This is a genomic window from Lysobacter helvus (genome assembly GCF_018406645.1).
In the GTDB taxonomy this organism is placed as follows: domain Bacteria; phylum Pseudomonadota; class Gammaproteobacteria; order Xanthomonadales; family Xanthomonadaceae; genus Noviluteimonas; species Noviluteimonas caseinilytica.
In genome coordinates this window covers 2,233,879-2,260,455 of the sequence record NZ_AP024546.1, presented here as the reverse complement: position 1 = coordinate 2,260,455, position 26,577 = coordinate 2,233,879, and the positions used below count along the sequence as shown (strand labels likewise).

Sequence of the window (26,577 nt, the reverse complement as noted above, 5' to 3'; positions counted from 1 at the left end):
GATTACGAGCGCGGCCAATTTCGGCATAGCCGCGAACTCGCCTGAAGGAGGCCACGGCAGACCGGCTTGCAGGGGAACTGGCTTATTAACGCAGCCAAGTGCTCAGGGGTCAGCTCACGGGGCCATGGTTCTGCGTGAAAGCGCGACTCGTCCAGATACTGGCGCGCATGAACTCCAAGACCTCCCCCCTCGGACTGGCTAATCTCGGCCCCCTCGCCCAACTGCGGGCCGACCGCTTTCCCGAGCGCCTCGTGCGTCTGCTGGCTGGCCTGTGGCTGTACGGCGTGTCCAACACGCTGTTGATGAAAAGCGCGCTCGGCGGCTCGCCGTGGGTCGTATTCCACCAAGGCGCGGCACAGCACCTGCCGCTGTCGCTCGGCGGGGTCATGGTCCTGGTCGCCGTGGCGGTGTTGCTGCTCGGGATTCCGCTGCGGCAGATGCCGGGCTGGGCACGATCGCCAACACGCTGCTGCTGGGGCCTTTCACCTGGCTTCAATCTTCGGATGTTTGATGCGCCCGAGTCTTTGCCATTCCGTTGCGTCTGCCTGGCAGGTGGAATGTTGGTCTGTGCGCTGGTCACTGCGCTCTATGTCGGTGCGCAACTCGGTCCCGGGCCCCGCGACGGTCTGATGACCGGATTCGCGCGCCGCACGGGCTGGTCGATCCAACGCGTGCGCACCGGCATCGAGATCGTAGTGCTCGCGATGGCGTAGTGCTGGGCGGAACCGTCGGCGTGGGCACTCTCGTGTTTGCGTTATGCGTGGGGCCGATCACGCAGTTCTTCATGCGTTACCTGGTGTTGCGCATGGATGCGCCGGCCGATAAGTGAAATAGACGCTCCAATGTCCACTTCGGGTCGAAAGCCGTCACTCGCCTCTTTTAGCCTGCTTGAGCGCGGCTTGGTCGGCACGTTCCATCACGTCGGCGAGCAGCACTTGCAGCGCTACGTCACCGAGCTCGACTTCCGCTGGAACACGCACCAGGATGGGCCACACCGATGCGGAACGCGCGCGCAGCTTGCGCTTAAGAGCATCAGCGGCTAGTTCCTGACGTACCGAGAGGAGTCAGATAAGAAAAGCCCCGCTAAGCGGGGCTTTTCAATTAGCCGCAGGCAGCCATCCGGGTTCGTTCTATGAACGCCTCAACGGGAGGGCTAGATTCGTCTGACGACTGAGCTTGCTTCATTTGGCTATCAAGCTCACTTACGATCTGATGGATCTCAGACCTAGCGAACCGCATAAGCAAGTCCCGAATCATTGGTTGATACGCAATGCCGTAATGGCCTGCGATTGTTTTGAGAGTGTCGATCAGCGGAATCGGCAGCCTAATAGACACCAACTTCATTGCTAGGTCTGAGTCGAGTTGAAGCGACTCACCCTCCGAGGCTACAGCGACAAACTCGTCACTACGCCCCAGTTCGCCGTTTTCCCACTTCTCGGTGATGGCGGGGTCCAAGTTGCGAGCGTTCATAGATATATCTCTCATCAAAAGTCCGTTGGCTTCCCATGCTTGCGGTAGATCGCAAGTTCCGTTTCGTCGGGCGGGTAACAAGTGCGCAGGAAATAATCTCCAGCGGGGACGTAACACACCTTCAACAGTCGTTCCCTGTTGGTAGGTGCAATAAACCAAAGCGTCTTCGGGTCGCTATGTTGCTCCCGGGTATCAATAAGAAGGTTGCCAGTTCGATTGGCGAAGCACTGGTGGACCTCGGGTTCGCCCACGTCGTGGAGGGCGGCGAGCTTGGCTCGGATCGTCTCCGAGATGATGATGCGCGGCATTGCCCGGGATGCCTCCATGGCGGGGTTGCGGATTGTATATACGCTGATCTTGTATATACAACCGTGACGGACGGCATGGTGAGGACCGGCCACCCGCCTCCCCCGCCGGCTCATCTATGGCTTCCGGGCGCGCTTTGGCGGGGCCTTAGCCTTCTTGGCGGGGTTGGCTGGGGGCGTGAAGGGGTCGGCGGGGTATTCAGCATCCGGACCGGAACCGCGTCATGGAGACTTGGAGCGTGTGAGGGCGACTTCTTAGCCGGTAGCCATGTGACTAGGGTACACCGGGAATTATTCTTGGGCCGTTGGCGCCGGTTTGAGCGTTGGTCCCTGTGCCGCGCGTTGCGGTTTATAGGGGGATCCCGTGGCGGCATGCATCGTTGCTTAGCGGCACCATGTTCAAGCAGCCCGAAAACCCCAAGCCGGATGACACCGTGACCTGCATCGGGTGCGCACTTGGATCTGTGCATACCGCAGTTCGTACCCCAGTCCGCGTTCGACACTCCGCGGCGCATTTCTTCCTTTGACCGCAATGTGTGGGGCCTGTGCCACGCTGGCGCGGCGAACACGGGACGCAGTTCTGGCGATCGGGAAGCCGAGACAGTGGCCGCTACCTCCCTGTGAAGCACCCTGGCCAACAAGGCCTAACCAAGCCCAGTGCAGGCGACGGGTAGACTCTGCCGAGACACGCAATTGTGACAGGAGCGACGGGTGAGTCGGGATCGGGATATCGAGCGCGCGATCCAGGACGGCGAACGCAATCAGCACGCCAAACGCCTGATCCACAATTGGTGCCGTCATGCTCGCGTCGAGAAGTTCGGCGGCACGGGGATGATCGAGATGCAGACCGGCCTGCCCATCGGACACCACGCCATGGCGTGCGATTTTGCGTCGGCCTCGGGTATGGCGACTTGGATGCTGGAAGAGTCTGCGGTGCGCTTCCATGACGCGAACTGCGTAGGCTGTCCGCATCGGGTGCCGGTCGCGCTGCCCAACCTCTCCATGCTGGTTGCGCAGCGCGACGCTGATCGTCAGGACGCGGAGACGCGTGCGGAAGACGCGCAACGCGTTAAGGAGACGGCGCTGCAGGCGCGGGCGGCCGCACGCGCCGAGTTGCGAGCGACTCTGCCGGTGCTTGCAAAAGCCTTCATGGACGATCTGGATCGGCTCGACGCCGAACGCAACGAGCAGGCGGCGACCCGCTTGATCGAGAGCGCCCGCCTAGCGCCAGAAATTCTCGTGCCGGCGCTCACCGAGTACCTGTTCTCGGTCTTGGAAGGCGACGACCACTGGCTGGAGGCGGCGGCGCTGACCGTCCTGGCCGACACTGCGGACCAGCGACGACTGGTGCGCTGCGCGATGAAGTGCCTACGCCAAGGGTATGCGCTCGAGCTCGCCGCGGCGACGGTGACGCAGCGACTGGACCTCGTTGATGCCGCCGACGTCCCCGAAGCGGTCATGGGCCTGGCGTACGTCGCGTCGCCGCCCCGCTCGGAGTTCGGGCGCCTGCACTACGACGACTGCGACCCCAATCCGCTGATGCAGGTGGCAGATCGGTTTCCGGAGGCTGTCGAACGGGGTCTGCTCGCCTTACTCACCCGCCGCGATCGCCTGCGCGTGGGCGTGACCAGCCGGGCGATGGGTATGCTCATCGCTCGGAACACCCGCTGGATCCGCCCCTTCCTGCGTCCGCTGGCGGCGCATCTATCCCGGCTGGACGTCCTGGTCGAGTTCGAGCGCGAGTCCGAGCTGCGCCAAATCGTCCACGACCTCCAGGTGGCGTTGGCCTACGCCTTTCTGGCCGGCCCCGACTTTGCCGATGACGAGCTGATGCGCCAGTTCGAGAGCGCCTCGGACGACGGCGAAGGCCGCGTGGCAGGCGTCTACGAACACGTGTTGCGCCATGCGGATCGCGATCGTGACGCGAAATCGGTGATCGACCCCGCTCACACACAAGCATTCGTCGTGGCGATCCGGCGACTGGCTGCGCTGTCGGTCACCTCCGACAACAACGAAGTCTCCCAGCATGTTTTGGGCGCGTTCCGACGTCAGAGTGGGGCGTTCGCCCCGGCCGCGAAAGTGGCGATGGACGCGCTGCTGGGCACGGCCGCGGTCCTGGATTCCAAGCTCCAGGCACCGGAGCAGGAGCCCAGCGTGCTGACGCCGCCCGATCCGTTGGCGGAAATGGTGAAGGCCAGCCGCCGTACGCGTCTATGGCACCTGCGCGCCGCGCTGCTTGAGGTGGCAATCCACGGCGCCCTCACCGATGCCGACGGGCTGGCGCGCTTTGAGGCGTTTCTGAGCCAGCGCGGCCTGCTCGGCGACACGTTCGAGGCGGCGGTCGTACGGGAGCTCGCGCCGCTGCTCGCGACAAGTACCGGACTGAATACGATGCTGCCCCATCTGTACAGCACCATGGTAGGGGCCTCAGTCGCCGGGCGCGCTGCGGCCGCCGACGCGCTCAAGGACATCGGCAGCCAGCGATTCTCCGATCTCCCGGACCTAGTCGCCGATAGCCTGGTCCTGATGTTGTTCGATCCCTACGTAATCGTGCACAAGGCGGCGGTGCAGGCGCTGGGGCGACTCCGGCTTCCGGCCCACTTCAACCCGTTGATTGCCGCCGCCCTAGATAACCTCATCGTCGCCTACCGCGGGGGAAACGACCCCGAGTTCCTGCTCGAGTGCATCGAAGCGAAGGTAACGACCTACCGCGGCGAGGGCCCACTGCCCAAGGCGCAAGGCCAAGTGCTGGTGGCCCTGGTCTCGGAGCTGGAGACCTCGGTGCTCTTGCGCAGCGGGCACCGCTACTTCCTCACACAGTTTCAGCACCTCGATGGCTGGGCGGCGTTAGTCCTGGGTTGGATCGGCCACTGCCGACAAGACTACGAACTCGAGCACGCACTGGAGCTGGTGGCGGATCTTCCCTTGGGCGCGTGCGCGCCCCATGTCCCGGCGATCTTGGAGGCTGTGGCAACGGACCCGAGCAACCCTCAGCTGTGCAGCACGTTTGTCGAACTGCTCACGCGTGACCGCGCCTGGCGGGGTGCGACCCAAGTAGCCGCGTTGCATGTGGCCGCTTTCCCCGACACTGTGCGCGAGCGCGCTCGCCGACTGCAGGCGCAGCAGCTCGAGCGCCGCGTCAGCTTCGAACACCTGATCAGCGAGGGAAAGCTGGACGAGGCCTTGGCGCTGGGCCAGGCATGGATGCAAGTCAACGAAGAGCTGGCGCAACTGTTCAAGAACGATGAAAAATTCCCTTTCTTCTGAGTCCTTGCTGCCACGACTGCAGGCCGTTGAGGCCTTGGCGGCGATCGCGCATGGGCAGTGGCCGCCCCACGATCTCAAAACGCTGGCCGTGGCCCTCGACGCGGTGTCTGCGGCCGTGTCGAGTGCGGCAGCCGCCACGGCGTACAACGCCTTCGGCGGCATCGTGCGTATCGTTGACATGCTCACGCATTGGCGCCGGGCCGTGCTCGAGGCCGAGCCAGACGCCGATAGGTATTTGCGCAGCGCCCGCGAGCGTTACCGACTCTGGTTGAACGACTACGACCAGAGCGATGCCGCGGCGCAGTTGCGTGCGGCTGTCGCAGGTCTGGCGACTCTGGAATCGATCGAACAGGTCGCCGACATCGCCCACGCGCTCACTGCGGTACCGCTGCCTGTCGGGATCTTTGCGCAGCCGGTGAAACCGGACTGGGCTGTCCAGTCGGAACTGGAGCGCAAAGAAGAACCATTGGTCGACCTGACCGTCGCGTTCTTGAAGTTCCAGTTCGATGGACAGCCGGCCGCGGAAGTGCACCAGCTAGCAGCCCGGGAAGTGCACGACCTGGAGATCGAAGTCCGCGTGTCGCGCTGGCCGCAAGACAAGCGCGAATTGCGGCTGACGCCTATCTCCGTAGAGCCGAAATCGACCTACGACTTCCCCAGCTTTCAGTTTCAAAAGCCCGACGGCGACGCGCCGTACACGATGCGGCAGAGCGGCCGCGCCGCGTTGCTGCTGCCTCAGGGCATGCACGCACGCCCCTTCGAGTTCAAATACACCGCCGAGTTCATCCCCGAGCGCGGGGATCAACCGGTGGCCGTCGTCGGCCACCGCACGCTGATTGTGGACGGTGCTGACGCGTCCAAGCTGCAGGTCTGCGGCTATCCAGGGTTGGACCAAGCACTGTACACACTGCGTGACGCGCTGCGTCGCCGCCCCGGCGTGCCCCAATCAGAAACGGCCGATGCACTGATAGTGCTCGCGGCGCTATGCAATCTGGCCGGCCGCGCGGTACAGGATGCCGAGTTTAAAGGACGATGGGATGAAGCGGCGTTTCAACGGCACGTGCGCGCAGAGTTGCGTCGCCAAACGGTGATCGGCGCGGATCTGGACGAGCACGCTCATGCCGCCGGTGGCATCACCGATCTGTCGTTGCACGGTATGCCGATCGAGCTAAAGGCCGTCGACACCCTTATCAGTTCAGTGGATCAGTGTGACCCCTTCCTCGCCCAAACCGCCAGCTATGCCGTCGCCAAGTCAAAGCGCACGGCCATCTTGTGCGTGCTCGACAGCAGCGAAAAGAAGACGGCGCCGGTGCCGCCCGAGACACTATTGGGCATCCGCACCCACGCCAAGGGCGCGGTGTCGATCTGCGTGCTGGTGATCCAGGGCCATTTGGCTCGGCCGAGCGCGTTGTCGCGTTAAGGACGCATCGGCTTAGTACTCACACGCCAAACGTCTGACGTTTCCAGACAGGCTTCAGCCGCCGGTGCGAGGACCCAATTAGCACGCCTCCCGTGCGGGCGAAATCGCTAGCAACGAAGGCGTCGCGTCGTCGTGAGCTCGGGCCGTCTTGGATCACCCCAAACCCTGCATCGTGGTGACCACGCGGCAGCACACGCTAACGAAGGCGATTCGCCATGCTTTTGCCGGTCCTTCATAGTGAAATAGGATCAGGATCAGCAATATCAAAACGCGAAGGTTAATCTTGCCTTCCAGGGTGAATTTCATCGCGGCGCTCCTCGAGAAGACGTGGCCAGCCTGAGGCTCTTGAAACGAGCGTCAACGGACTAGCGCCCCCAAGGAGCGGATTGGCTTTTACGCAATCGCGCAAGCGATTAGGACTCCTTTTCGCGTTGGTATGCCCGCGGCGCATGCGCTACTGGACCCGCCAAATGGGCGAGGCCATCAACATAGCCACCTCCATACGTAGGAGTGTCGTGGAAATGAATTCATGCTCTGGATCGCCATGTTCGAAAACCCAACGCACCATGTTCGCGTTGTACTCAAGCCAAACCAGCCAGAGATCCCCGTTTGTAAGGTTCGCTAACGAAGTCGATTCACCATCCGCATTGTGGAACTGCATTTTCGCCAGGAACAGTTCGAAATGCGCGACAGATGACTTCGGTTCCTTCGTATCACTGCGCACGGATTCACTTTGATGATCCACCTCAAAGAGCTCGTGACAACAGCCTAGTTCGATCTCCGCGTCGTGAAGAGCATCAAGCTCATGTGGCCATGATGAGCGAACAAGATTATTCGCTGTCCGCGCTCGATTAATGATCGAATCTCGCAGGATCACGTCCACTTCCTACCTCCTACTCGGTGACGCTTATCCCGCACTCGGGGCAGGTTCAATGCGACTCGCCGTTTCCCTTCAGTCGTCACGGGCCCGGTGGACAGGCCACCATGCCACTTGCACCGCCCTGTTCCATTGAGGCCGCCGCCACGACATGGCTTGCCGCTTTTGGTGAGTGCTCGACACCTGCCGTGATGATGCCGACAGCGCCTGTAACCGGGGACAGACAACCACCTGCAGGGGGTACCTTGGGTGGTCCGGGCCTGGCACGAACCTCCCACCCTTGGACCCTTCGAAGGTGGTCCCTTTCCGGCTTCTCGATCCCCCATTTCTCGCCACCTCCTCACCAGAGTCATTCGTGCGCGCGTGTAGGCACTACCAAGTTCAGGTGACAGGGATGGCAGGGGCACCATTGCTTCCTCCCCCGTCCCCACCCGATTTGTCCTTGCTCACCTTCGACTTGCGGCGATCGCTCAGCTCCTGGGCGTGGAGGTCGCACCGGAACTGACCCGGCTGGAGAGGGGTGGCGCAGCGACCACCAGTACTTGCCTTGACGGCGCCGCACTTGGGCACGTCTCGCTTGGTCCACTTCTCACTACGCGCAGCCTTGGCGGCTAGGAAGAGTTCCTCGCGAAGTAGCAGGTGTTGCTGGCTCAGCGCCTGCATTGCCTGACCCAGTTCTTGCGCGAGGTACTTCAGTTCGTGTGCGCCGAGGCGCGGTTGCTTGGACGTGGGCATTGGGGGTCCTTGGATGACTAGTGGGTTTCGCTCGACGGATCCACGAATGCCGTCTGTGCACCGCGCCAGAGGCAATGAACCCGCCCGATGTTTCCGTGGCGGTTCTTCACAACGTTGATCTCCGCCGGCGTGCACTCGGCGGAGGGATTCGAAAGGTCACGCCAGAGCGTCATGATCTGGTCGGCCTCTTTCTCGATTTCCGAGCTGTCAGCCAGATCGGACATAAGAGGGCGTTGATCGGGGCGCTTCTCCACCTCCCGACTGACCTGCGCCAAGGCGACGACCGGGATGCGGAGCTCGCGTGCCAGGTTCTTCAGAGACTTCGCGATGGCACCCACGCGCTCGTGTCGTGGGGCCTTCGCCATAGACGCGTTCTCCAGTTTCTGGAGGTAGTCGACGTACAGTGCGCGAATGCCGAATTGATGCTTCCACCTACGTGCGACGCGGGCAACGTCGGCGATGTCGGGTGAGCTGCGGTCGAAGATGCGGATGGGGCGGTCGCTGTAAGCCCTGACGGCTACTGTTAGGCCACTCCACTGATGGTCCTCGATACGAGCGGTGCGGAGCCTTCCCACCGACACGGAGGATCCTGTCGCCATCCACCGCAGACCCACCTGTTCGTGTGGCTGCTCGGCGGAGATCAATCCAACGGGGCAGCCATTGCGCGCATGATCGATGCTGCCGGCGAGCACCATGCCGAGAAGAAGTCCCGTCTTGCCCATCGCAGGACGCGCACCGACCACGATCAGATCTGAGTCGTGTAGTCCCCCTAGCGCATCGTCCAGGCCTGCCAAACCTGTCGGCACCCCCACCAACGCACCACCTGCCTCATGAGCCGCCAGCACCTGGCCCCACGCCGCGGACATGGCGCTCTTAGCCGTGTGTTCGCATTCGCGGTCGTCGGCGAAGAGGTCCATGAGCTCGGAGATCGCTCGATCGACTGCGCCCTCCTCCCGACGGCCTGTGGCGCTTCGCAGGTCGTCGGCGATGCGACCCGCCTCGCGGCACCGCCAGCCATCGACCACTCGCTTCGATTGATAACTGGGGTAGCTGCAGGCGATGAGGTCCCTGTCGCACGCCAGGCGCACCGCCAGGTCGCGAATCGAAAGGCGCCCATCGCGCTCCGCTGCCTCGCAGATGACGATGAAGTCGGCGGGATTGCCCTCGAGGTTGAGGCGGGTGATGTACTCCCACAACTCGGCAAAGGCTTCGGTCGTGAAGTGCCGCGCCTGCAGCGGCATCTCCGACACCGAGGAGGGACGCACCAGCGCCGTATGCAGCAGCTGCTGCTCGACCAGTAGCAGGCCGTCGTCGCGACTCATGCGCGCAACTCCGGAAACGACGAGAGCGACTGCACCGGCGTATGGCCGAACTTCGCCCAGTCGTCCCTGATGGCATTCATCAGCGCCACATCCCAGTCTGCGTACGTGTAACCCTTGGCCTGCGCGACGCCGACGAAGTGCTCGAAGCGTTCTTCGATCCGAGAGATACCTTTCTCGCTGGCCCATCGGTGCACGCGTTCCGAGATAGCGAAGTCGTTGGGTAGGGAGGTCTTGCGACTCTTCGCGTCGCGCGACGCGCCTTTATCCCTCCCTTCCTTTCCTTTCCCTTCCCTTCCTACCTGTGCGTCACTGTCGCGTGCTCCACGCGTCCGCACGCGTGGTGACGCGTCAGGTGCGGGCAGGCATGAGACGGACTCGCGTGGGTTGACGTGCTGGTGCTCGCCGAACGCGGGGATGTAAGCCAACCCGTCGCCGTACAACACGACTAGCTTGCGGTCCACGATCTCGGCGCACAGGACATCTACGTCGCACTCGTCCCCAGGCATGTACCGCAACTTGAAGGTTCGAGGCTTCCAGGCCATGCGGCCTTCCCTGTCAGCCTCGCACCACAGCGCGATGTACAGAAGTCGTGCCAGTGGCGAGAGGTTCACGATGTCCTCGCTGGTGAAGAAATCGGGTTTGATGGTGCGAATACGAGCCATGTGTTTCGTCTCGAATCGTTGTAGCCCGTCGGGCGCACTCATGCGCGTCGATGGCGGGCGATGCCTTAGGGGGTGGAGTAATCGCGTTCGCGGCGCCGCACTCGTCTTCGATGCGGTTGGGGCGTTGCTTGTGCCGTGGCCTGGTCGCGCTAAATTTCGAGACGCAGTGGTGTTTACCAAAGCCCACGCCATCGATACGGCGCGCTCATGCCAGGGCCGCGGTGTTTTTTCGGCGGTTCAAGGTGCACCTTCCAGGAGGCGTTTCCGGTCCGCCGCAATGCTCGGATCACCACCGCGGAAGCGATGCCCCATTACGACATCACACGGTGATGGCCCAGTCGAACGTCGACATAGCGCATCGACCTATTGTTCGAGCTCGCTGTTGCGCTCGGGATTCGGTGCCAGCGACCCTTAGGAGGTAATTGAGTGCCCGCTGCAGGCTTTCGATTCGCGCGAGGGGCGTGATATCTCCACGTACGAGTCCGCGGACGGATCCATGGCTCAGCCCTCCTGGCCGTCGAAGGCTGCTGCGTCCCGTTCTGCAATCCGGGACCGAAGCCATTCGTTAATTTCGGACTCAACCCACGCCACAGAGCGGCAAGAACCACCGCCAAGCCGAGTCGGCCGCGGGAACGTCCCGTCCGAGATCTTCAGGTAAATCGTGCTTCGCGAGCATCCAGTTCGGGCTTGGACCTCGGGGAGGCGAAGGAACTTCAGGGGCACCGCAGCAGAAGGCTCCCCGTGAAGTACATTGTTGGTGGACATGTTCTCGTTCTCCAAAACAAAAAGGCCGCCTTTCGGCAGCCTTGGGACCCTTGTCGGGCGGTTTACGGACAATGTTCGGACACAAAAAAACCGCCTTGAAGGCGGCTGGATGTCGGACTAGCGGATTTTCGACGCTGGTAATTTTTATGCCCCAACTGTTTCCCTGTCAACCCCCACTGGATTCAACCGAATCCAGTGAGACCCGGAGCCATGTTCCCAAGCGAGCCGCCGCGACGAATGTTGCTTTCGGCGCAAGGAGCCTTAGCAGTCGCGGCGCGCGCAACGCCCGGCCGTTGCCGCTTTACCGGCTTGCGCCAGCGCGCTTGTGCACCGCTTGCGGGGCCTTGCCGCGCAGCGCTTCGTCCAGGTAATCAGCCCACTCTTGCATCATCTTCCGACGCTGGTCGAGGTAGACGGCCTTGTTGTACGTGCCACGAATTTCGTCCGGATCGCCGTGTGCAAGTTGACGCTCGACCCAATCTGCTTCGTAACCGCGATCATTGAGTGCGGTGCTCACAAGGTGGCGGAAGCCGTGTGCCGTCTGCTTACCGCCGTATCCGATCGCCTTCAGCAGGCCGGTGACCGCTCCATCACTGAGCGGCTTTCGCCAATCGTTGCGGCCGACGAAGACGTACTCGTAGTTGCCTGTGATGGGAACCAAACGCTTCAACGCAGCAACCGCTTGGATCGGCAACGGCGTGACGTGTTCGTATCCGCGCTTCATGCCTTCCCTGCCCTTCGGGATGGACCACACACCGGCATCGAGGTCGAGCTCGGACCATTTCAGCGTGCGAGTGATACCGGGGCGATTCGCCGACCACAGGCCTAGCCAGGTGCAGGTTTTGACCAGCAGCGAGCCTTCGTAGCTTTCGAGCGCGCGCAGGAATCGCGGCAGCTCCTCGATCGTGATGTGGGCGTGGTTCTGCGGCTCGGGCTGGTAGAGCGCGATTGAGCCGAGGTGGATCGCCGGGTTGTTTGCTGTCAGGCCCTTGGCGATCGCATAGGCGTAGATGGCGCTGAGCCATTGTCTCGACTTCTTGGCGACGTTGAGGGCCTTCCGGCTTTCGATTCGCTCGAGGACGACACCCAGCTCCAGAGGGGTGATGTTCGCCAGAGGACGTTTGGCCAGCGGCGGCAGCAAGTCCTTGTCGAGGTACTGCTGGACCTTCTCAAGCGTCGCCGGTTTCCACCGCGGCGTGTTGTGATCGACCCACTGCGCGGCGGCGTACCCGAACGTATGCGCCTCGACGTGGCGGAGGGCGAGCTTCCTGGCTCGGCGCTCCTCGGACGGATTGACGCCCTGCCGCAACAGCGAACGGGCCTGAACCGCGGAAGCCTCAGCTTCCTTGAGGGACACCTCGGGGTACACACCGAGGCTCAGCATCTTCTCCTTGCCGCCGAAGTGATATCGCAGCCGGAAGTACTTCGCACCGTCAGGATTTACCACGACGCAGAAGCCATGACCGCCCGACAACTTGTACGGCTTCTCGGCCGGTTTCGCGTTGCGAATCTTCAGGTCAGCCAGCTTGCCGGTCATCTTGGAAAAACGACCCGTCCAACGAAACTACCCAACCTTCTACCCCTATTTGGGGCAGGATTCTATAGATCTGCATGGGACGCCGACGGACGGTAGGCAACAAAAACCCCGCGTTTCGGCAGGGTTTTTGGTGAATCTCCGGACTGCGTTGGACTGCGTCGGACTTCTGATTGGTGCCCAGGAGAGGACTCGAACCTCCACGGTTTTACCCGCTAGTACCTGAAACTAGTGCGTCTACCAATTCCGCCACCTGGGCAGGTGGGCGCGTATGGTGCGGTGCGGCGGAAACGATGTCAACGCTCCGGACCCAGATTTCCGGCCCGTCCTCACTCCCCCGCCGCCAACGGGAACGACACCGTCGCGCGCAAGCCCGGGCCGTTGTCGGCCAATGCGATCCGGGCGCGATGCCGCAGCGCGATCGCGCGCACGAGGCTCAGGCCCAGGCCGCTGCCGGGGGTGCCCCGGTCCGTTTCGATGCGGTGGAAGCGGTCGAAGACGCGTTCGCGTTCCGCTGCCGGGATGCCCGGGCCCCGGTCGGCGACCGTGAGGCAGGCGTGCTCGCCGGTGCGCTCGACCCGCAGGTCCACCTGCGTGCCGGGCGGCGCGTACTTCATCGCGTTGTCCAGCAGGTTCACCAGCAACTGGAACACCTGGTCCGCATCGCCGCGCACGCGCAGGACTTCGGCGTTGGCGGCCAGGGTGATGCCGCGTTCGGCGGCGATGGGTTCGTAGAGTTCCATCGCGTCGCGCGCGAGCGCGGACAGGTCGAGCGTGGCGGCCTGTTCGATCGGCGCCTGCGCTTCGATGCGCGCCAGGCGCAACAGCGCGTTGGACGCCTGCAGCAATTGATCCGCTTCGGCGATGGCGGGTTCGAGCGCATCGGGCGAGACCGTGGCCTGCAACCGCAGTTGTTCGAGCCGCGTGCGCAGGCGGCCGAGCGGCGTGCGCAGGTCGTGCGCGATGTGGTCGGTGGCTTCGCGCACGCCGGCCAGCAACGCTTCGATGCGGTCGAGCATCGCGTTGAACCGATGCGCGAGGCGGTCGAACGCATCGCCGGTGCCGTCGACCGGCACGCGCAGCGCGATCTCGCCTTCGGTCACGCGCGCGGCGGTGGCGTCGAGCGCGCGCAGGCGCCTCGCCACCCAGCGCGAGATCAACGCACCGATCGCCAATCCCAGCAGCACGGCGATCGCGAGCGCGGCCAGCGACGTGCGTGCGACCAGCGCGAGGAACCCGCTTTCGGAACGCAGGCGCAGGCCGGTGGCGATTTCGACGCCGGGCGCGAGGGTGCGGCGTTCGACCAGCAGGCGCGTGCCGTCCGGTTCGCGCGATTCGTGCCAGCCATCGCGCGCGGGCGTCGCGGCGGCGGGGATGTCGGAGGCAATGACGCGGCCGTCGATGCGCAGCGCATGCAAGGCGTCCGGATCGTCGGGCCGCGCGATGCGATCGCGCACGGCGAGGATCAGCGGCGCGCGGCCGCCGTCGGCGAGCACATCGCGCAGGCCATCGGCGTCCACGACGATCGCTTCGCGCGCATCGCGCAGCAGCAGCGCGGACACCGCGGCGTACACGCTGCCGCCCAGCAACGCGAAGCCCAGCAGGAACGACAGGCTCACCGCCACGGCCAGCCGCACCGTGGTGGACCGCGCGTGTCGCCATGCGCTCATGCGGCGCCCAGTCGGTAACCCGCGCCGCGCACCGTGTGCAGCAGCGCCGTCGCTTCGCCGTGGTCGATCTTCTGGCGCAGGCGGCTGATGTGCACGTCGATGACGTTGGTCTGCGGATCGAAGTGGTAGTCCCACACCTGTTCGAGCAGCATCGTGCGCGTGACGACGTGGCCGGCCTGGCGCATCAGGCATTCGAGCAGGCGGAACTCGCGCGGCAGCAGGTCGATGCGGCGCGTGCCGCGTTGCGCGCGGCGGCCGAGAAGGTCGAGCTCGAGGTCGCCCACCTGCAGGCGCGTCTGCGCGGCGCCACCATCGGCGCGACGCACCACGTTCGCCAGGCGCGCACTCAGTTCGGCGAAGGCGAAGGGTTTGGCGAGATAGTCATCCGCGCCGGCGCGCAAACCTTCGACGCGATGGTCGACGTCACCGAGCGCGGTGAGCACGATCGCGGGCACCGTGTTGCCGGCGCCGCGCAGCGTGCGCAACAGCACCAGGCCGTCGAGCGCGGGCAGCATGCGGTCGACGATCAGCGCGTCGTAGGGTTCGGTGGTGGCGAGGAACAGGCCTTCGCGACCGTCGGCCGCGCGATCCACGGCGTGGCCTTCCTCCTTCAGCCCCTGCTGCAGGTAGGCGGCGGTGTCCGCGTCGTCTTCGATCAGCAGGATGCGCATGCGCCCGACCATGCTCCACATCAATATGTGCCGGCCCGGAGCATAGCGCCGGGCCGGAACGATGCTGTCGAAGGCGTGGGGTTGCGAATCAATAACGCCGCGCGTCGGGGAGGCACGCGGCGGGCGGACGATGCGGGGCGGCGCGACGAGACGCCGTCCCGCACCGCACACCGGGGACTTACTTCGCCGGCTTGGAGGCGTCGGCGGACTTGGTGGCGTCGGCGGGCTTGGCGGACGTCTTGGCGGCCGGCTTGGCGGTCGCCCACTTCTCGCAGTGGCCGGCGGCGCTGCGCTTCTCGCACTTGGCGTGGGTCTTGGCGGCCGGCGCCTTGGCCGGCTGGGTGCCGTCGGCGGGGGCGGCGAACGCGGTGCCGGCGACGGCGGCGAGGGCGAGGGCGATCAGGCTGTTGCGGACGATCATGGCGGTGCTCCTGGCTGGGGACAACGATGGGATCCATCGCAAGCGCAGGTTGCGCCGTGGCGGTTTTCGCCCGCATGGCCGGTACATGAAAGATTCTTCATGGAGCGCGCGCGGGTAAACTCGCGGCACAGTCCAACCGCGGCATCCCGATCAAAACCCCGATGAACGACACCGTCCGACCCGTGTTCCACGGTTTCGAGCAGATCCCGCTGCGCGAATACGCCGAGCGCGCCTACCTCGACTACTCCATGTACGTGGTACTGGACCGCGCCCTGCCCTTCCTGGGCGACGGGCTCAAGCCGGTGCAGCGCCGCATCATCTTCGCGATGAGCGAACTCGGCCTGGCCGCAGGCGCCAAGCCCAAGAAATCCGCGCGCACCGTCGGCGACGTGATCGGCAAGTACCACCCGCACGGCGATTCGGCGTGCTACGAGGCGCTGGTGCTGATGGCCCAGCCGTTCTCGTACCGCTATCCGCTGATCGAGGGCCAGGGCAACTTCGGTTCGAGCGACGATCCCAAATCCTTCGCCGCGATGCGCTACACCGAATCCAAGCTCACGCCCATCGCCGAAGTGCTGCTGGGCGAACTGGGCCAGGGCACGGTGGACTGGACGCCCAACTTCGACGGCACGCTGGAAGAACCCTCGTGGATGCCGGCGCGCCTGCCGCACCTGCTGCTCAACGGCACCACCGGCATCGCGGTGGGCATGGCCACCGACGTGCCGCCGCACAACCTCAACGAGATCGTCTCGGCGTGCGTGCGCCTGATCGACGATCCCGACGCCACCGTGCGCGATCTCTGCGAACACGTGCGCGGCCCGGACTATCCGACCGAAGCGGAAATCATCACGCCCGCGGCCGACCTGCTGCAGATGTACGAAACGGGCCTGGGCAGCGTGCGCGCGCGGGCCACGTTCAGGAAGGACGGCACCAACATCGTCGTCACCGCCCTGCCCTACCAGGTGTCGCCGTCGAAGGTGATCGAGCAGATCGCAGCGCAGATGCGCGCGAAGAAGCTGCCGTGGCTGGAAGACATCCGCGACGAATCCGACCACGAAAACCCGGTGCGCGTCGTGCTGGTGCCGCGCAGCAACCGCGTGGATGCCGACCAGCTGATGGGGCACCTGTTCGCCACGACGGACCTCGAGAAGAGTTTCCGCGTCAACCTCAACGTCATCGGCCAGGACGGCCGCCCGCAGGTGAAGAACCTGCGCATGCTGCTCACCGAATGGCTGGTGTTCCGCACCGAGACCGTGGTGCGCCGCCTGCAGTACCGCAAGGAACGCGTCGAGCGCCGCCTGCACCTGCTGGAAGGCTTGCTGGTCGCGTTCCTCAACCTGGATGAAGTGATCCGCATCATCCGCACCGAAGACGAACCGCGCGACGTGCTGATCGCGCGCTTCGCCCTCTCCGACGACCAGGCCGACTACATCCTCGACACGCGCCTGAAGCAGCTGGCGCGCCTGGAGGAAATGAAGATCCGCGGCGAGCAGGACGAGCTGGCGAAGGAACTCGAGAAGCTCATCTCGCTGCTGGACAGCAAGGCGAAGCTGAAGAAGCTGGTGAAGGACGAACTGATCGCGGACGCGAAGAAGTTCGGCGACGCCCGCCGTTCGCCGCTGGTCGCGCGCGGCGCGGCGCAGGCGCTGGCCGAAACCGAACTGGTCGCCAGCGAACCGATGACCGTGGTGATCAGCGAGAAGGGCTGGATCCGCGCGGCGAAGGGCCACGACGTCGATGCGGCCTCGCTGTCGTATCGCGAAGGCGATTCCTTGCTGGCGGCCGTGCGTGCGCGCAGCACGCAGCAGGTCGCGTTCATCGATTCGACGGGGCGCAGTTATTCCACCGCCGTGCACACGCTGCCGAGCGCGCGCGGCAACGGCGAACCGCTGACCGGGCGCTTCTCGCCGGTGGCGGGCGCGTCGTTCCAGGCGATGGCCAGCGGCGACGACGACACGCGCTTCGTGCTCGCTTCCACGCATGGGTACGGCTTCGTCACGAAGTTCGTCAACCTCACCGGGCGGCAGAAGGCCGGCAAGGCGATGTTGTCGCTCACGCCGGGCGCGAACGTGGTGCAGCCGGCGTTCGTCGCGAACGTCGACACCGATCGCGTGGTCGCCGTCACCAGCGCGGGGCATCTCCTCGCCTTCGCTGCGAAGGACGTGCCCGAGCTCGACAAGGGCAAGGGCAACAAGCTCATCGACATCCCGAAGGCGAAGCTCGGCACCGAGCGCGTGGTCGCGGTGGCCGTGGTGCCGCCGGGCGGGAAGTTGTCCATCAAGTCGGGGACGCGTGCGATGACGCTGTCGTTCAAGGAACTCGACGAGTACGTCGGCGCGCGCGCCACCCGCGGCGGGCTGTTGCCGCGCGGCTGGCAGAAGGTCGACGGGCTGGCGGTCGAATGAGCGACCCGATCGCACACGCCGATGCGGAAAACTGGATGGCGCGCTGGCGCGAAGGGCGCACCAATTTCCACCAGGGCGAACCCTCGCCGATGCTCGTGGAATTCTGGGGTGCGCTTGGTGTGCACCGCGACGCGCGCGTGTTCGTGCCGCTGGCGGGCAAGTCCGTCGACATGCCGTGGCTCGCGGAGCGCGGGCATGCGGTGTTCGGCGTGGAGCTGGTGCCGATGGCGGTGGAACAGTTCTTCGCCGAACAGGGCTTGCAGCCCGAAGTGACGCAGACGCCGATCGGACCGCTGTCGAAATCGGGGCCGATCGAACTGTTGTGCGCGGATGTGTTCGCGCTGACCGGGCGCGATCTCGCCGATTGCGAAGCGGTGTTCGATCGCGCGGCGCTGATCGCGTTGCCGCCGCCGCTGCGCGAGCGCTACGTGCGCGAGCTGTACGCGAAGCTGCCCACCGGCTGTCGCGGCTTGCTGGTCACGCTGGAGTTCCCGCAGGATCAGAAACCCGGGCCGCCGTTCTCGGTGCCGGAAAGCGAAGTGCGCGCGCTGTTCGAACGCGACTGGACGGTCGAATTGCTGGCGCGACGGGATTCGCTGTCGAAAAACCAATCGTTCGTCGATGCGGGCGTGACGTCGATGGACGTGGTGGTGTATCGGTTGCAGCGTCGCTGATCGAACAACCCCGGGGGCAAGGAATGCGGCGCTGGATCCTGCGGAGTGCGTTGGCGCTGCTGGCGCTCGTGGTGTTGCTCGCGTTGACCGCGTGGTTGCTGCTTCGCGGCAGCCTTCCCCGGCTGGAGGGCGACGTCGCGGTGCCGGGCTTGTCCGCGCCGGTGCACGTGGCGCGTGACGCGCGCGGCGTGGTCACGATCGAGGCGGCCAACGAACTGGATGCGATGCGCGCACTCGGCTACGTCCACGGCCAGGAGCGCTTCTTCGAGATGGACCTGCTGCGGCGCACAGCCGCGGGAGAACTTGCCGAACTGTTCGGACCCAAGGCGGTGTCGCGCGATCGCGAACACCGCGTGCATCGGTTGCGCGCGCGCGTGCGGGCGGATCTCGACGGCATCCTCGGCGACAAGCGCGCGGTGGTGCAGGCCTACGTCGATGGCGTGAATGCGGGCGTCGGCGCCTTGCGCGTGCGGCCCTGGCCCTACCTGTTGCTGCGGCAGCAGCCGCGGTCGTGGGCGGTGGAGGACACGCCGCTGGTGGGCTTTGCGATGTACTTCGACCTGCAGGATGCGTCGAACGCGCGCGAACTCGCGATGTGGAAGCTGCAGCCGCACCTGCCGCCGGCGCTGTTCGCGCTGCTGTCGCACGATGGGTCGAGCTGGGATGCGCCGCTCTCGGGGGCGTCGCGCGGCGATGCGGTGTTGCCGACGGCCGATGCGGTCAGCCTGCGCAAGCTGCCGATGCTGGCATCGAACGACATCCCTGCCTTGCCGCAACCCGTGGAAGTCGGCAGCAACAACTTCGCGGTCGACGGCACGCGCACGCGCGACGGTCGCGCGATCCTCGCCGACGACATGCACCTGGCGCTGCGCGCGCCCAACATCTGGTTCCGTGCGCAACTGCGTTGGCGCGATGCGCGCGTGCCGGGCGGCCAGGTGGACGTTGGCGGCGTCACCCTGCCAGGCATGCCGGCGGTGGTGGCAGGCAGCAACCGGCACGTCGCGTGGGGGTTCACCAACGGCTATGTCGATACCGCGGACTGGGCGATCGTGGACGCACGCAAGGCGCATCGCGTGCGCGAAGCGATCCGAGTCGCGGGTGCCCCCGACGTCGCGCTCGACATCGACGAAACGACGTGGGGCCCGATCCTCGCCCACGCACGCGGCAAGGCACTCGCCTTGCGGTGGGCCGCCCAACGCCCCGGCGCGCTGCGCATGGCGTTCATCGACATGGTCTACGCGCGCGACGTCGAGGATGCATTGCAACGCGCCGATCGCATGGCGATCCCCGCGCAGAACCTGCTGGTCGTGGATTCGCGCGACATCGCGTGGCGCATCCTCGGCCCGCTGCCGGCGCGCAATGCGTCGTGCGATGCGTCGCGGCCGACGACGACGTGCGCGGCGTGGGCACTGCGCACCGACAATGCACCGCGCATCGTCCGGCCCGCCTCCGGCCGCCTGTGGACCGCGAACAGCCGCGTTTCCGACGATCCACGGTTGGGGAACGGCGGCTACGTGTTGGGCGCGCGGGCGCACCAGATTCGCGACGACCTCTTCGCGCACGAGACCTTCGACGAACGCGCGCTCCTTGCGATCCAGCTTGACGATCGCGCGGTGATGCAGGCGCGTTGGTGGAAGTTGCTGCGCGACGAAGCGGCGCGCGCGGGATCGCCGGCCTTGACCGCGCTCGCGCAGGCGGCGTCGCACTGGGAAGGCCGCGCATCCGTCGATTCGACCAGCTACCGCATCGTGCGCGAATGGCGCCTCGCGGTGCACAAGCGCCTGGCCGACGGCTTGCTCGCGCCGGCGCAGGCACGGATGGGCGCTGCCTTCGAGATGCCCGCGTTGCCGCAGTTCGAAGGCGTCGCCTGGCCGTTGGTGACGCAACGCCCGGCGAACCTGTTGCCGCGACGCTATGCCACGTGGGACGCGCTGTTCGAGGAAGCCGCCCGCGAAGTCCGCGGCGATCTCGCATCGCCGCTCGCAAAGCGCACTTGGGGCGAACACAACACCGCCCGCATCTGCCATCCGCTCGCGCGCGTGCTCACCTTCGCGAAGGCGCAGCTGTGCATGCCGTTCGAACCGCTGCCCGGCGATGGCGGGATGCCGCGCGTGCAGTCGCCGGAGAATGGCGCATCCGAACGCATGGTGGTCGCGCCCGGCCGCGAGGCCGACGGGATCCTGCACATGCCCGGCGGACAGAGCGGGCATCCGCTGTCGCCCTACTGGGGCGCAGGCCACGAGGATTGGGTGCACGGGCGCGCGACGCCGTTCCTGCCCGGCCCCGCACAGCACACGATGACGCTGGAGCCCGCGCGCTAGGCCAGCAACCGCCGCATCAAATCGAGATACACGCCCGGCAGCGCGTCGAGGTCCGCGATCGACACGCACTCGTCGACCTTGTGGATCGTCGCGTTCACCGGACCGATCTCCACGCACTGCGCGCCCAGCGGCGCGATGAACCGCGCATCCGACGTGCCACCGCCGGTGCTTTCCTCCGGCGGCGCGCCGGCGATCGCGGTCAGCGTTGCGCGCGCGGCCTCGCGGAGCGGGCCTTCCGGCGTGTGGAACGGTTCGCCGCCGCGGTGCCAGTGGATCGCGTAGTCGAGCGCGTGCTTGCGGAAGATCGCATCGCACTCGCCTTCCAGCCGTTCGGCGGACCAGTGCGGGTTGAAGCGCAGGTTGAACAGCACCTGCAGTTCGCCGGGAATCACGTTGTTCGCGCCGGTGCCTGCGTGGATGTTGCTGATCTGCAGGCTGGTGGGCGGGAAGGTTTCGAAGCCGTCGTCCCACCGGCGCGCGACCAGTTCGGCGAACGCGGGCAGCGCGAGGTGGATCGGATTGCGCGCCTTCTCCGGATACGCCACGTGGCCCTGGATGCCGCGCACGGTCATGGTCGCGGACAACGTGCCGCGACGGCCCACGCGCAGCAGGTCGCCGAGCTTCGCCTTCGACGACGGCTCGCCGGTGATGCACCAGTCGATCGCTTGCCCGCGCGCGCGGAAGACGTCGGCGACGCGGCGCACACCGTGGATCGCGTCGCCCTCTTCGTCCGAGGTCACCAGCAACGCGACGGTGCCTCGGTGTTGCGGATGCGCGGCGACGAATTGTTCGAGCGCCACGACGAAGGCGGCGACGCTGCCCTTCATGTCGGCGGCGCCGCGGCCGTACAGCACGCCATCGCGTTGGGTCGGGACGAACGGGTCGCTCTTCCACGTTTCGACGGGACCCGGCGGCACCACATCCGTATGCCCGAGCAGCACGAGTACCGGACCGCCGCTGCCATGCGTCGCCCACAGGTTGTCGACGTCGCCGAAGCGCAGCGATTCGCACGCAAAGCCCGCCTTCTGCAGGCGGCTGGCGATGAGCGGCTGGCAGCCGGCATCGTCGGGCGTGATCGACGGGCGTTCGATGAGCGCCTTGGTCAACGCGAGGACGTCGCTCACTTGTGAACTCCGAAGCGCGCCTTGAAGCCGTTGTCGGTGAACCCCTGCGACACCACGCCGTCGTCGGTGACGACGACGGGGCGACGGATCAACTGCGGATATTCCTTCAGCAGCAACTGCCACTCCGCATCGCTGCCCGGCGTCTTGCGCATCGGCGGCAGCGTGCGCCAGGTGGTCGAAGACTTGTTGATCAGGGCATCCCAGCCGCCGGCCTGCTTCGCCCAGTCGGCGAGCGTGGCGGCGGGCTGGCGCACGTCGCGATAGTCGACGAAGTCATGCGCCACGCCGAAGCGTGTCAGCCAGTTGCGGGCTTTCTTGCAGGTGTCGCAGTTCGACAGGCCGTAGAGAGTCGTCATGCTCAGCCGCGCAACAGGTCGTTGATCGAGGTCTTCGAACGCGTCTTGGCGTCGACCTGCTTCACGATCACCGCGCAATACAACGAATGCGTCCCGTCGGCCGCAGGCAACGAGCCCGACACCACCACGCTGCCCGGCGGCACGTAGCCGTAGCTGATCTCCTTTGTAGCCCGGTTGTAGATGCGCGTGCTCTGCCCGATGAACACGCCCATGCCGATCACGCTGTGGTGGCCGACGACGACGCCTTCCACCACTTCCGAACGCGCACCGATGAAGCAATGGTCCTCGATGATCGTGGGCGAGGCCTGCAGCGGTTCCAGCACGCCGCCGATGCCCGCGCCGCCGGAGATGTGGCAATGCTTGCCCACCTGCGCGCACGAACCCACCGTGGCCCACGTGTCCACCATCGTGCCCGCGCCGATGTGCGCGCCGATGTTGACGAAGCTCGGCATCAGCACGACGTCCTTGCCCAGGTACGTGCCGCGCCGCACGACGGTGCCCGGCACCACGCGCACGCCGAGCTTGCGGAACTGCGTTTCGCCGAAGCCCGTGAAGCGCAGCGGCACCTTGTCCCAGAACGGCGAGGGTTCGCCTTCCATCAGCTGCATGTCGCGCGTGCGGAAGTACAGCAGGACGGCTTTCTTCAGCCATTCGTTGACCTGCCAGCCGCCCTTGCCGTCGGGCTCGGCGACGCGGAACTCGCCGCTCTCCATGCCTTCGATCACGCGTTCCACCGACGGGCGCGTTGCCCATTCGATTTCTTCGGGCGTGAGCATCGTGCGGCGTTCCCAGGCGCTGTCGATGTGGAACTTCAGCTCCTCCACGCTCAGGCCGGGGGCGGGCTGCGTGGCGGTCTTCTTGGTGGTCTTGCGGGGGCTCATCGTGAGTCTCCTTCGAAACAGGCGATCAACGCAGCACGCAGAGATTCGCGGTGCGCGGGATCGAGCGCGTGGTCGCGCTCGTCGGTCAGCTTGAACACGTCCTCGGCGCGGGCGCCGAAGGTCGCGATGCGGGCATCGTGCACGCGCAGGCGCTGCGCACGGAAGACTTGCGTGACGTCGGCCAGCAGGCCGGGGCGATCGGTGCACACCAGGCTCAGCAAGGTGCGGCCATCGGCGGCGTCGGCGAATTCCACCTGCGGCGCGATGCGGAAATGCCGCAGGTGCCGCGGCTGGTTGCGGCGCGCGGGCTTGATGGTGTCGAGGTCCGGCGCGGCGAGCGCGGTGGACAGGCGACGCTCGACGTCCTCCGCCGCCACGGTGCGCTGGCCTTCGGCGGGCAGCACTTCGAACGTGTCGAACACGTGGCCGTCCGGTCCGTCGAACAGGCGCGCCTGCTGGATCGCCAGGCCCGCGCGGTCGAGGGTGGCGATGATCGCGGCGAACAAGCCATCGCGGTCGGGCGAATGCACGAACACTTCGAGTGCACCGATGCGTGCGGCGCCCTGCGCGTTGAGCGTGCGCGCACTCACGCGCGCGGTGCCGGCGCGCGCGCCGCGCAACACGGCGGCCTGCCAGGCGATCTGGTCCGGGCGGCCGCGCAGGAAGGTTTCGTCCGGCATCGTGGCGAAGAGCGCGTTGGCTTCGTCGCCTTCCACGCCGAAACCGCGCAAGGCTTCTTCGGCGGCGGCGCGGGCTTCGGCGATGCGATCGGCGGCGGCGACCGGGTTTTCCAGGCCGCGACGCAGGGCGAGGCGCGTGGCGGTGTGCAGGTCCGCGAGCAGGCGATCCTTCCACGCGTTCCAGAGTTTCGGCGAGGTGCCGGCGATGTCCGCGCACGTCAGCAGGTACAGCAGGTCCAGGCGCTCGCGATCGGCCACCTCGCGCGCGAAGCGGTGGATCACGTCCTGGTCGGAGATGTCCTGCTTCTGCGCGGTGACCGACATCAGCAGGTGCTTGCGCACGAGCCACGCGACGATGTCGGTGTCGGCGTCGCTCAGGCCGTGCGCACTGCAGAACTCGCGTGCATCCACGGCGCCGAGTTCCGAATGGTCGCCGCCCCGCCCCTTCGCGATGTCGTGGAAGAGGCCGGCGAGCAGCAGCAGTTCCGGCTTGCGCAGGCGTGGATACACCTCGTGCGCGATCGCGAAGCGTTCGTCCGGCGTGCCGCTGGCGAAGCCTGCGATGTTGCGGAGGACGGCGAGCGTGTGCTGGTCGACGGTGAAGACATGGAACAGGTCGAACTGCATGCGCCCGGACACCTGCGCGAACGCCGGAAGCCAACGCGCGAGCACGCCGAGGCGCGCCATGCGGGCGACGGTGTCCACCGCCTGCGGGCCGCGCAGCAAGGCGACGAACTTCGCGCGCAACGCGGGCGTGGCGGCGGTATACGCGGGAATCGCGGGCAGCGCTTCGGCCAGCGCGCGCGCCGTGCGCGAATGCAGGCCGCGCACGCGCGGCTGCGCTGACCAGGTGGCGAACAGATCGAAGATGCTCGCCGCATCCAGCGCCGGCCAGTCCGCATCGCGCGCGGCGAGGTAGCCGCGGCGCAGTTCGAACGCAGCGTCGATCGGTTCGGCGACCGCCTCGCCTTCCAGCTGTTCCTCGAAGCGTTGCAGCAAGCGGTCGTTGATCCGCAGCACTACCGCGGCGCTGCGATAGAAGCCCTGCATCATCTGTTCGACGGCGAGGTTGTCCGCCGTGTCGACGTGGCCCAGGCGCGCGGCGAGCGTCTTCTGGTGGTCGAAGCGCAGGCGTTCTTCGCGACGTTGCGCCACCAGGTGCAGGCCGAAGCGCAGGCGTGCGAGCGCGCGGCGTTCGCGTTCGAGCGTGGCGTATTCGTCCGCGCCGAGCTGGCCGAGCGCGATCATGCCCTGCGGATCGCGCGCGCCGAGTACGCGCAGGGCCATCCAGCGCAGCGTCTGGATGTCGCGCAGGCCGCCGGGGCCTTCCTTCAGATTCGGCTCGAGGTTGTCCGCGGTGTCGCCGAAACGCGCGTGGCGCGTGCGTTGTTCTTCGCGCTTGGCGACGAAGTAATCATGCGGCGGCCACGTGTGGCGCGCGTCGATGGCGTCGGCGAGCGCGCGTTGCGCGGAGGCGTCGGCGCGCAGCGGGCGCGCTTCGGACAGTGCGGTGAGCACGGTGATGTCGGCTGCGGCGGCGGCGGTGCATTCGGCGGACGAACGCACGGCGTGGCCGACGGGCAGGCCCGCATCCCATAGCAGCGCGAAGAATTGCGCGAGGGCGTCGGCGTGCGCGGCCTGTGCGTCGGGTTCCGCCAGCACGAGCAAGTCGATGTCGGATTGCGGATACAACTCGCCGCGGCCATAGCCGCCGACGGCGAACAACGCGAGCGGCGCATCCGCGGGCAGGCAATGCGCCCAGGCTTCGCGCACCAGCGTGTCGACGGCCACTGCGCGGGCGCGCAGCAGTGCGTCGATGTCGTCGTTGCGGTCGAAGCGCGCGGCACCGTCGGCGTCGGCCTGCGCCAGGCGCGCGCGGGCGTCGCTGGCCCAGGCGGTGTCGGGCGCGGTGGGCGGCGACCCCGCCGCCGGGACGTTGGCGGCGGCGCCGTCGGTCACAGGGCGTTGTCGTCGCCGGGGACGCGGGTGAGGATCTCGACGCCGTCGGCGGTGACCGCCACGGTGTGTTCCCACTGCGCGGACAGCGAGCGGTCCTTGGTGACGACGGTCCAGCCATCGGGCAGCAGCTTGGTGTAGCGCTTGCCCTCGTTGATCATCGGTTCGATCGTGAAGGTCATGCCTTCCTTCAGCACGAGGCCCTGCCCGGCGCGGCCGTAGTGCAGCACCTGCGGATCCTCGTGGTAGACCTGCCCGATGCCGTGGCCGCAGTACTCCTGCACGACGGTGAAGCGTTCGCGGTCGGCGATCGCCTGGATGGCCGCGCCGATGTCGCCCAGCGTGGCGCCGGGCCGGACGATGCGGATGGCGTTGAACATCGCCTCGCGGGTGGTGTCCACCAGCCGCTTGGCCATGATCGACGGGGTGCCCACGAAATACATGCGCGAGGTGTCCCCGTGCCAGCCGTCCTTGATGACCGTGACATCGATGTTGACGATGTCGCCGTCCTTCAGGACCTTGGATTCGCTGGGGATGCCGTGGCAGATCACGTTGTTGACGGACGTGCAGACGGTGGCCGGGAAGCCCCGGTAACCGACGTTGGCCGGGATGGCCTGCTGCACGTTGACGATGTGGTCGTGGCAGATGCGGTCCAGTTCGGCGGTGGTGGCCCCCGGCTTCACGTACGGGGCCACGACTTGCAGGACCTCGGCGGCCAGGCGGCCGGCGACGCGCATCTTTTCGATGTCCGCGGGGGACTTGATGGTGATCGACATGCGGCGATTATCGCCCCCCGGGCCCCGGTCCGGCCATCGGGGAATCCCGGAACGGTCCGTTGATTTGCCCCGGACCCCCACGGGCGACTAGAATCCCGCGGCTTCGCAGGGCTTCGTGCCCTCCGATCCGCCCACGAGGGGCGTCACCCTCGAATCCACACCTGTCGCAACAGCCCGCTCCGGGGTGCCTCGCAAGGGGTTCGGAGGCGGAAGCGAACAGGGAGGCCCAACCCCGGAACCATTCCCCGCCCACTGTCGGCGGCCGGTTCCCTTTCAGGAGTTACC

Annotated in this window: 24 protein-coding genes and 1 tRNA gene; 7 read left to right on the top strand and 18 right to left on the bottom strand. The window is 66.2% G+C overall.

All coding sequences use genetic code 11. The features are described 5' to 3' along the window. Positions 1 to 167: 167 nt before the first annotated feature. Positions 168 to 713, top strand: a complete 546-nt coding sequence (locus LYSHEL_RS10975; RefSeq protein WP_213434078.1) for a YczE/YyaS/YitT family protein — start codon at positions 168 to 170, stop codon at positions 711 to 713. Positions 714 to 809: 96 nt separating this feature from the next. After that, the gene (locus tag LYSHEL_RS16160; protein ID WP_407075142.1) at positions 810 to 1,043 is read left to right on the top strand and encodes a transposase; all 234 of its coding nucleotides are present in this window, start codon (positions 810 to 812) and stop codon (positions 1,041 to 1,043) included. Positions 1,044 to 1,484: 441 nt separating this feature from the next. On the opposite strand, the gene LYSHEL_RS10965 is transcribed toward LYSHEL_RS16160, so the two are convergent. Continuing rightward, positions 1,485 to 1,778: a DUF4258 domain-containing protein gene (locus tag LYSHEL_RS10965; RefSeq protein ID WP_213434076.1), complete on the bottom strand. Its 294-nt coding sequence runs from the start codon at positions 1,776 to 1,778 to the stop codon at positions 1,485 to 1,487. Between the two features lie 708 nt (positions 1,779 to 2,486). On the opposite strand from LYSHEL_RS10965, the gene LYSHEL_RS10960 reads away from it, so the two are divergent. Together LYSHEL_RS10960 and LYSHEL_RS10955 are read left to right on the top strand one after the other, a co-directional pair. Then, the gene (locus tag LYSHEL_RS10960; protein WP_213434075.1) at positions 2,487 to 5,042 is read left to right on the top strand and encodes a hypothetical protein; all 2,556 of its coding nucleotides are present in this window, start codon (positions 2,487 to 2,489) and stop codon (positions 5,040 to 5,042) included. Continuing rightward, positions 5,020 to 6,462 (top strand): hypothetical protein, encoded by a 1,443-nt coding sequence (locus tag LYSHEL_RS10955; protein WP_213434074.1) that lies wholly within the window; start codon positions 5,020 to 5,022, stop codon positions 6,460 to 6,462. Before LYSHEL_RS10960 ends, LYSHEL_RS10955 begins: the two co-directional genes overlap by 23 nt. 153 nt (positions 6,463 to 6,615) lie before the next feature. Here LYSHEL_RS10955 and LYSHEL_RS10950 read toward each other — a convergent pair whose 3' ends face one another. The 12 genes from LYSHEL_RS10950 to LYSHEL_RS10900 all read right to left on the bottom strand — a co-directional run bounded on the left by LYSHEL_RS10950 (position 6,616) and on the right by LYSHEL_RS10900 (position 15,119). Beyond that, a complete protein-coding gene (locus LYSHEL_RS10950) occupies positions 6,616 to 6,768 on the bottom strand; it encodes a hypothetical protein (RefSeq protein ID WP_213434073.1) in 153 nt (50 codons plus the stop codon). Between the two features lie 148 nt (positions 6,769 to 6,916). Then, positions 6,917 to 7,345: a hypothetical protein gene (locus LYSHEL_RS10945; protein WP_213434072.1), complete on the bottom strand. Its 429-nt coding sequence runs from the start codon at positions 7,343 to 7,345 to the stop codon at positions 6,917 to 6,919. Further along, positions 7,336 to 7,665 carry an HGGxSTG domain-containing protein gene (locus LYSHEL_RS16155; protein WP_407075141.1) on the bottom strand — a complete coding sequence of 110 codons (330 nt, stop codon included), beginning with the start codon at positions 7,663 to 7,665 and terminating at the stop codon, positions 7,336 to 7,338. The genes LYSHEL_RS10945 and LYSHEL_RS16155 overlap by 10 nt, the downstream gene beginning before the upstream one ends. Before the next feature lie 55 nt (positions 7,666 to 7,720). Continuing rightward, a complete protein-coding gene (locus tag LYSHEL_RS10940) occupies positions 7,721 to 8,074 on the bottom strand; it encodes a hypothetical protein (protein ID WP_213434071.1) in 354 nt (117 codons plus the stop codon). Positions 8,075 to 8,091: 17 nt separating this feature from the next. Continuing rightward, positions 8,092 to 9,396 carry a replicative DNA helicase gene (locus LYSHEL_RS10935; RefSeq protein WP_213434070.1) on the bottom strand — a complete coding sequence of 435 codons (1,305 nt, stop codon included), beginning with the start codon at positions 9,394 to 9,396 and terminating at the stop codon, positions 8,092 to 8,094. Beyond that, a complete protein-coding gene (locus LYSHEL_RS10930; protein ID WP_213498424.1) occupies positions 9,393 to 10,058 on the bottom strand; it encodes a hypothetical protein in 666 nt (221 codons plus the stop codon). The genes LYSHEL_RS10935 and LYSHEL_RS10930 overlap by 4 nt, the downstream gene beginning before the upstream one ends. A gap of 501 nt (positions 10,059 to 10,559) precedes the next feature. Further along, positions 10,560 to 10,823 (bottom strand): helix-turn-helix transcriptional regulator, encoded by a 264-nt coding sequence (locus tag LYSHEL_RS10925; protein ID WP_213434068.1) that lies wholly within the window; start codon positions 10,821 to 10,823, stop codon positions 10,560 to 10,562. 301 nt (positions 10,824 to 11,124) lie between these two features. Further along, positions 11,125 to 12,360, bottom strand: coding sequence for a tyrosine-type recombinase/integrase (locus tag LYSHEL_RS10920; protein ID WP_213434067.1), 1,236 nt, complete (start codon positions 12,358 to 12,360; stop codon positions 11,125 to 11,127). A 171-nt stretch (positions 12,361 to 12,531) separates the two neighbouring features. Continuing rightward, positions 12,532 to 12,616 (bottom strand) — tRNA-Leu (locus tag LYSHEL_RS10915). Between the two features lie 70 nt (positions 12,617 to 12,686). Next, positions 12,687 to 14,027, bottom strand: a complete 1,341-nt coding sequence (locus LYSHEL_RS10910) for a HAMP domain-containing sensor histidine kinase (RefSeq protein ID WP_213434066.1) — start codon at positions 14,025 to 14,027, stop codon at positions 12,687 to 12,689. Beyond that, positions 14,024 to 14,698: a winged helix-turn-helix domain-containing protein gene (locus tag LYSHEL_RS10905; protein WP_213434065.1), complete on the bottom strand. Its 675-nt coding sequence runs from the start codon at positions 14,696 to 14,698 to the stop codon at positions 14,024 to 14,026. Before LYSHEL_RS10905 ends, LYSHEL_RS10910 begins: the two co-directional genes overlap by 4 nt. A gap of 178 nt (positions 14,699 to 14,876) precedes the next feature. Next, positions 14,877 to 15,119, bottom strand: a complete 243-nt coding sequence (locus LYSHEL_RS10900) for a hypothetical protein (protein ID WP_213434064.1) — start codon at positions 15,117 to 15,119, stop codon at positions 14,877 to 14,879. A gap of 161 nt (positions 15,120 to 15,280) precedes the next feature. On the opposite strand from LYSHEL_RS10900, the gene parC reads away from it, so the two are divergent. From parC to LYSHEL_RS10885, 3 genes are read left to right on the top strand one after another with little or no spacing between them, the layout of a single operon-like run. Then, a complete protein-coding gene (parC, locus tag LYSHEL_RS10895) occupies positions 15,281 to 17,524 on the top strand; it encodes a DNA topoisomerase IV subunit A (RefSeq protein ID WP_213434063.1) in 2,244 nt (747 codons plus the stop codon). Next, positions 17,521 to 18,198, top strand: coding sequence for a thiopurine S-methyltransferase (locus LYSHEL_RS10890; protein ID WP_213434062.1), 678 nt, complete (start codon positions 17,521 to 17,523; stop codon positions 18,196 to 18,198). The genes parC and LYSHEL_RS10890 overlap by 4 nt, the downstream gene beginning before the upstream one ends. A 23-nt stretch (positions 18,199 to 18,221) precedes the next feature. Beyond that, complete coding sequence (locus tag LYSHEL_RS10885; RefSeq protein WP_213434061.1) at positions 18,222 to 20,519, top strand: penicillin acylase family protein; 2,298 nt, start codon at positions 18,222 to 18,224, stop codon at positions 20,517 to 20,519. Here LYSHEL_RS10885 and dapE read toward each other — a convergent pair. The 5 genes from dapE to map are packed head-to-tail and all read right to left on the bottom strand — an operon-like array spanning position 20,516 to position 26,292. Continuing rightward, the gene (gene dapE / locus LYSHEL_RS10880) at positions 20,516 to 21,643 is read right to left on the bottom strand and encodes a succinyl-diaminopimelate desuccinylase (protein WP_213434060.1); all 1,128 of its coding nucleotides are present in this window, start codon (positions 21,641 to 21,643) and stop codon (positions 20,516 to 20,518) included. The genes LYSHEL_RS10885 and dapE overlap by 4 nt on opposite strands. Next, the gene (locus tag LYSHEL_RS10875) at positions 21,640 to 21,999 is read right to left on the bottom strand and encodes a Spx/MgsR family RNA polymerase-binding regulatory protein (protein WP_213434059.1); all 360 of its coding nucleotides are present in this window, start codon (positions 21,997 to 21,999) and stop codon (positions 21,640 to 21,642) included. The genes dapE and LYSHEL_RS10875 overlap by 4 nt, the downstream gene beginning before the upstream one ends. Before the next feature lie 2 nt (positions 22,000 to 22,001). Then, on the bottom strand, positions 22,002 to 22,880 hold the full coding sequence (gene dapD, locus LYSHEL_RS10870; RefSeq protein ID WP_213434058.1) for a 2,3,4,5-tetrahydropyridine-2,6-dicarboxylate N-succinyltransferase: 879 nt from the start codon (positions 22,878 to 22,880) through the stop codon (positions 22,002 to 22,004). Beyond that, positions 22,877 to 25,519: a [protein-PII] uridylyltransferase gene (glnD, locus tag LYSHEL_RS10865; protein WP_213434057.1), complete on the bottom strand. Its 2,643-nt coding sequence runs from the start codon at positions 25,517 to 25,519 to the stop codon at positions 22,877 to 22,879. Before glnD ends, dapD begins: the two co-directional genes overlap by 4 nt. Continuing rightward, positions 25,516 to 26,292: a type I methionyl aminopeptidase gene (gene map / locus LYSHEL_RS10860; protein ID WP_213434056.1), complete on the bottom strand. Its 777-nt coding sequence runs from the start codon at positions 26,290 to 26,292 to the stop codon at positions 25,516 to 25,518. The genes glnD and map overlap by 4 nt, the downstream gene beginning before the upstream one ends. Between the last annotated feature and the right edge of the window lie 285 nt (positions 26,293 to 26,577).

Bases quoted from the DNA above. Each gene is read 5' to 3' on its own strand.
- LYSHEL_RS10975 (WP_213434078.1), top strand. From the start codon at position 168: ATGAACTCCAAGACCTCCCCCCTCGGACTGGCTAATCTCGGCCCCCTC.
- LYSHEL_RS16160 (WP_407075142.1), top strand. From the start codon at position 810: ATGCGCCGGCCGATAAGTGAAATAGACGCTCCAATGTCCACTTCGGGT.
- LYSHEL_RS10965 (WP_213434076.1), bottom strand. From the start codon at position 1,778: ATGCCGCGCATCATCATCTCGGAGACGATCCGAGCCAAGCTCGCCGCC.
- LYSHEL_RS10955 (WP_213434074.1), top strand. From the start codon at position 5,020: ATGAAAAATTCCCTTTCTTCTGAGTCCTTGCTGCCACGACTGCAGGCC.
- LYSHEL_RS10950 (WP_213434073.1), bottom strand. From the start codon at position 6,768: ATGAAATTCACCCTGGAAGGCAAGATTAACCTTCGCGTTTTGATATTG.
- LYSHEL_RS16155 (WP_407075141.1), bottom strand. From the start codon at position 7,665: ATGGGGGATCGAGAAGCCGGAAAGGGACCACCTTCGAAGGGTCCAAGG.
- LYSHEL_RS10940 (WP_213434071.1), bottom strand. From the start codon at position 8,074: ATGCCCACGTCCAAGCAACCGCGCCTCGGCGCACACGAACTGAAGTAC.
- LYSHEL_RS10935 (WP_213434070.1), bottom strand. From the start codon at position 9,396: ATGAGTCGCGACGACGGCCTGCTACTGGTCGAGCAGCAGCTGCTGCAT.
- LYSHEL_RS10930 (WP_213498424.1), bottom strand. From the start codon at position 10,058: ATGGCTCGTATTCGCACCATCAAACCCGATTTCTTCACCAGCGAGGAC.
- LYSHEL_RS10925 (WP_213434068.1), bottom strand. From the start codon at position 10,823: ATGTCCACCAACAATGTACTTCACGGGGAGCCTTCTGCTGCGGTGCCC.
- LYSHEL_RS10920 (WP_213434067.1), bottom strand. From the start codon at position 12,360: ATGACCGGCAAGCTGGCTGACCTGAAGATTCGCAACGCGAAACCGGCC.
- LYSHEL_RS10910 (WP_213434066.1), bottom strand. From the start codon at position 14,027: ATGAGCGCATGGCGACACGCGCGGTCCACCACGGTGCGGCTGGCCGTG.
- LYSHEL_RS10905 (WP_213434065.1), bottom strand. From the start codon at position 14,698: ATGCGCATCCTGCTGATCGAAGACGACGCGGACACCGCCGCCTACCTG.
- LYSHEL_RS10900 (WP_213434064.1), bottom strand. From the start codon at position 15,119: ATGATCGTCCGCAACAGCCTGATCGCCCTCGCCCTCGCCGCCGTCGCC.
- parC (WP_213434063.1), top strand. From the start codon at position 15,281: ATGAACGACACCGTCCGACCCGTGTTCCACGGTTTCGAGCAGATCCCG.
- LYSHEL_RS10890 (WP_213434062.1), top strand. From the start codon at position 17,521: ATGAGCGACCCGATCGCACACGCCGATGCGGAAAACTGGATGGCGCGC.
- LYSHEL_RS10885 (WP_213434061.1), top strand. From the start codon at position 18,222: ATGCGGCGCTGGATCCTGCGGAGTGCGTTGGCGCTGCTGGCGCTCGTG.
- LYSHEL_RS10875 (WP_213434059.1), bottom strand. From the start codon at position 21,999: ATGACGACTCTCTACGGCCTGTCGAACTGCGACACCTGCAAGAAAGCC.
- dapD (WP_213434058.1), bottom strand. From the start codon at position 22,880: ATGAGCCCCCGCAAGACCACCAAGAAGACCGCCACGCAGCCCGCCCCC.
- map (WP_213434056.1), bottom strand. From the start codon at position 26,292: ATGTCGATCACCATCAAGTCCCCCGCGGACATCGAAAAGATGCGCGTC.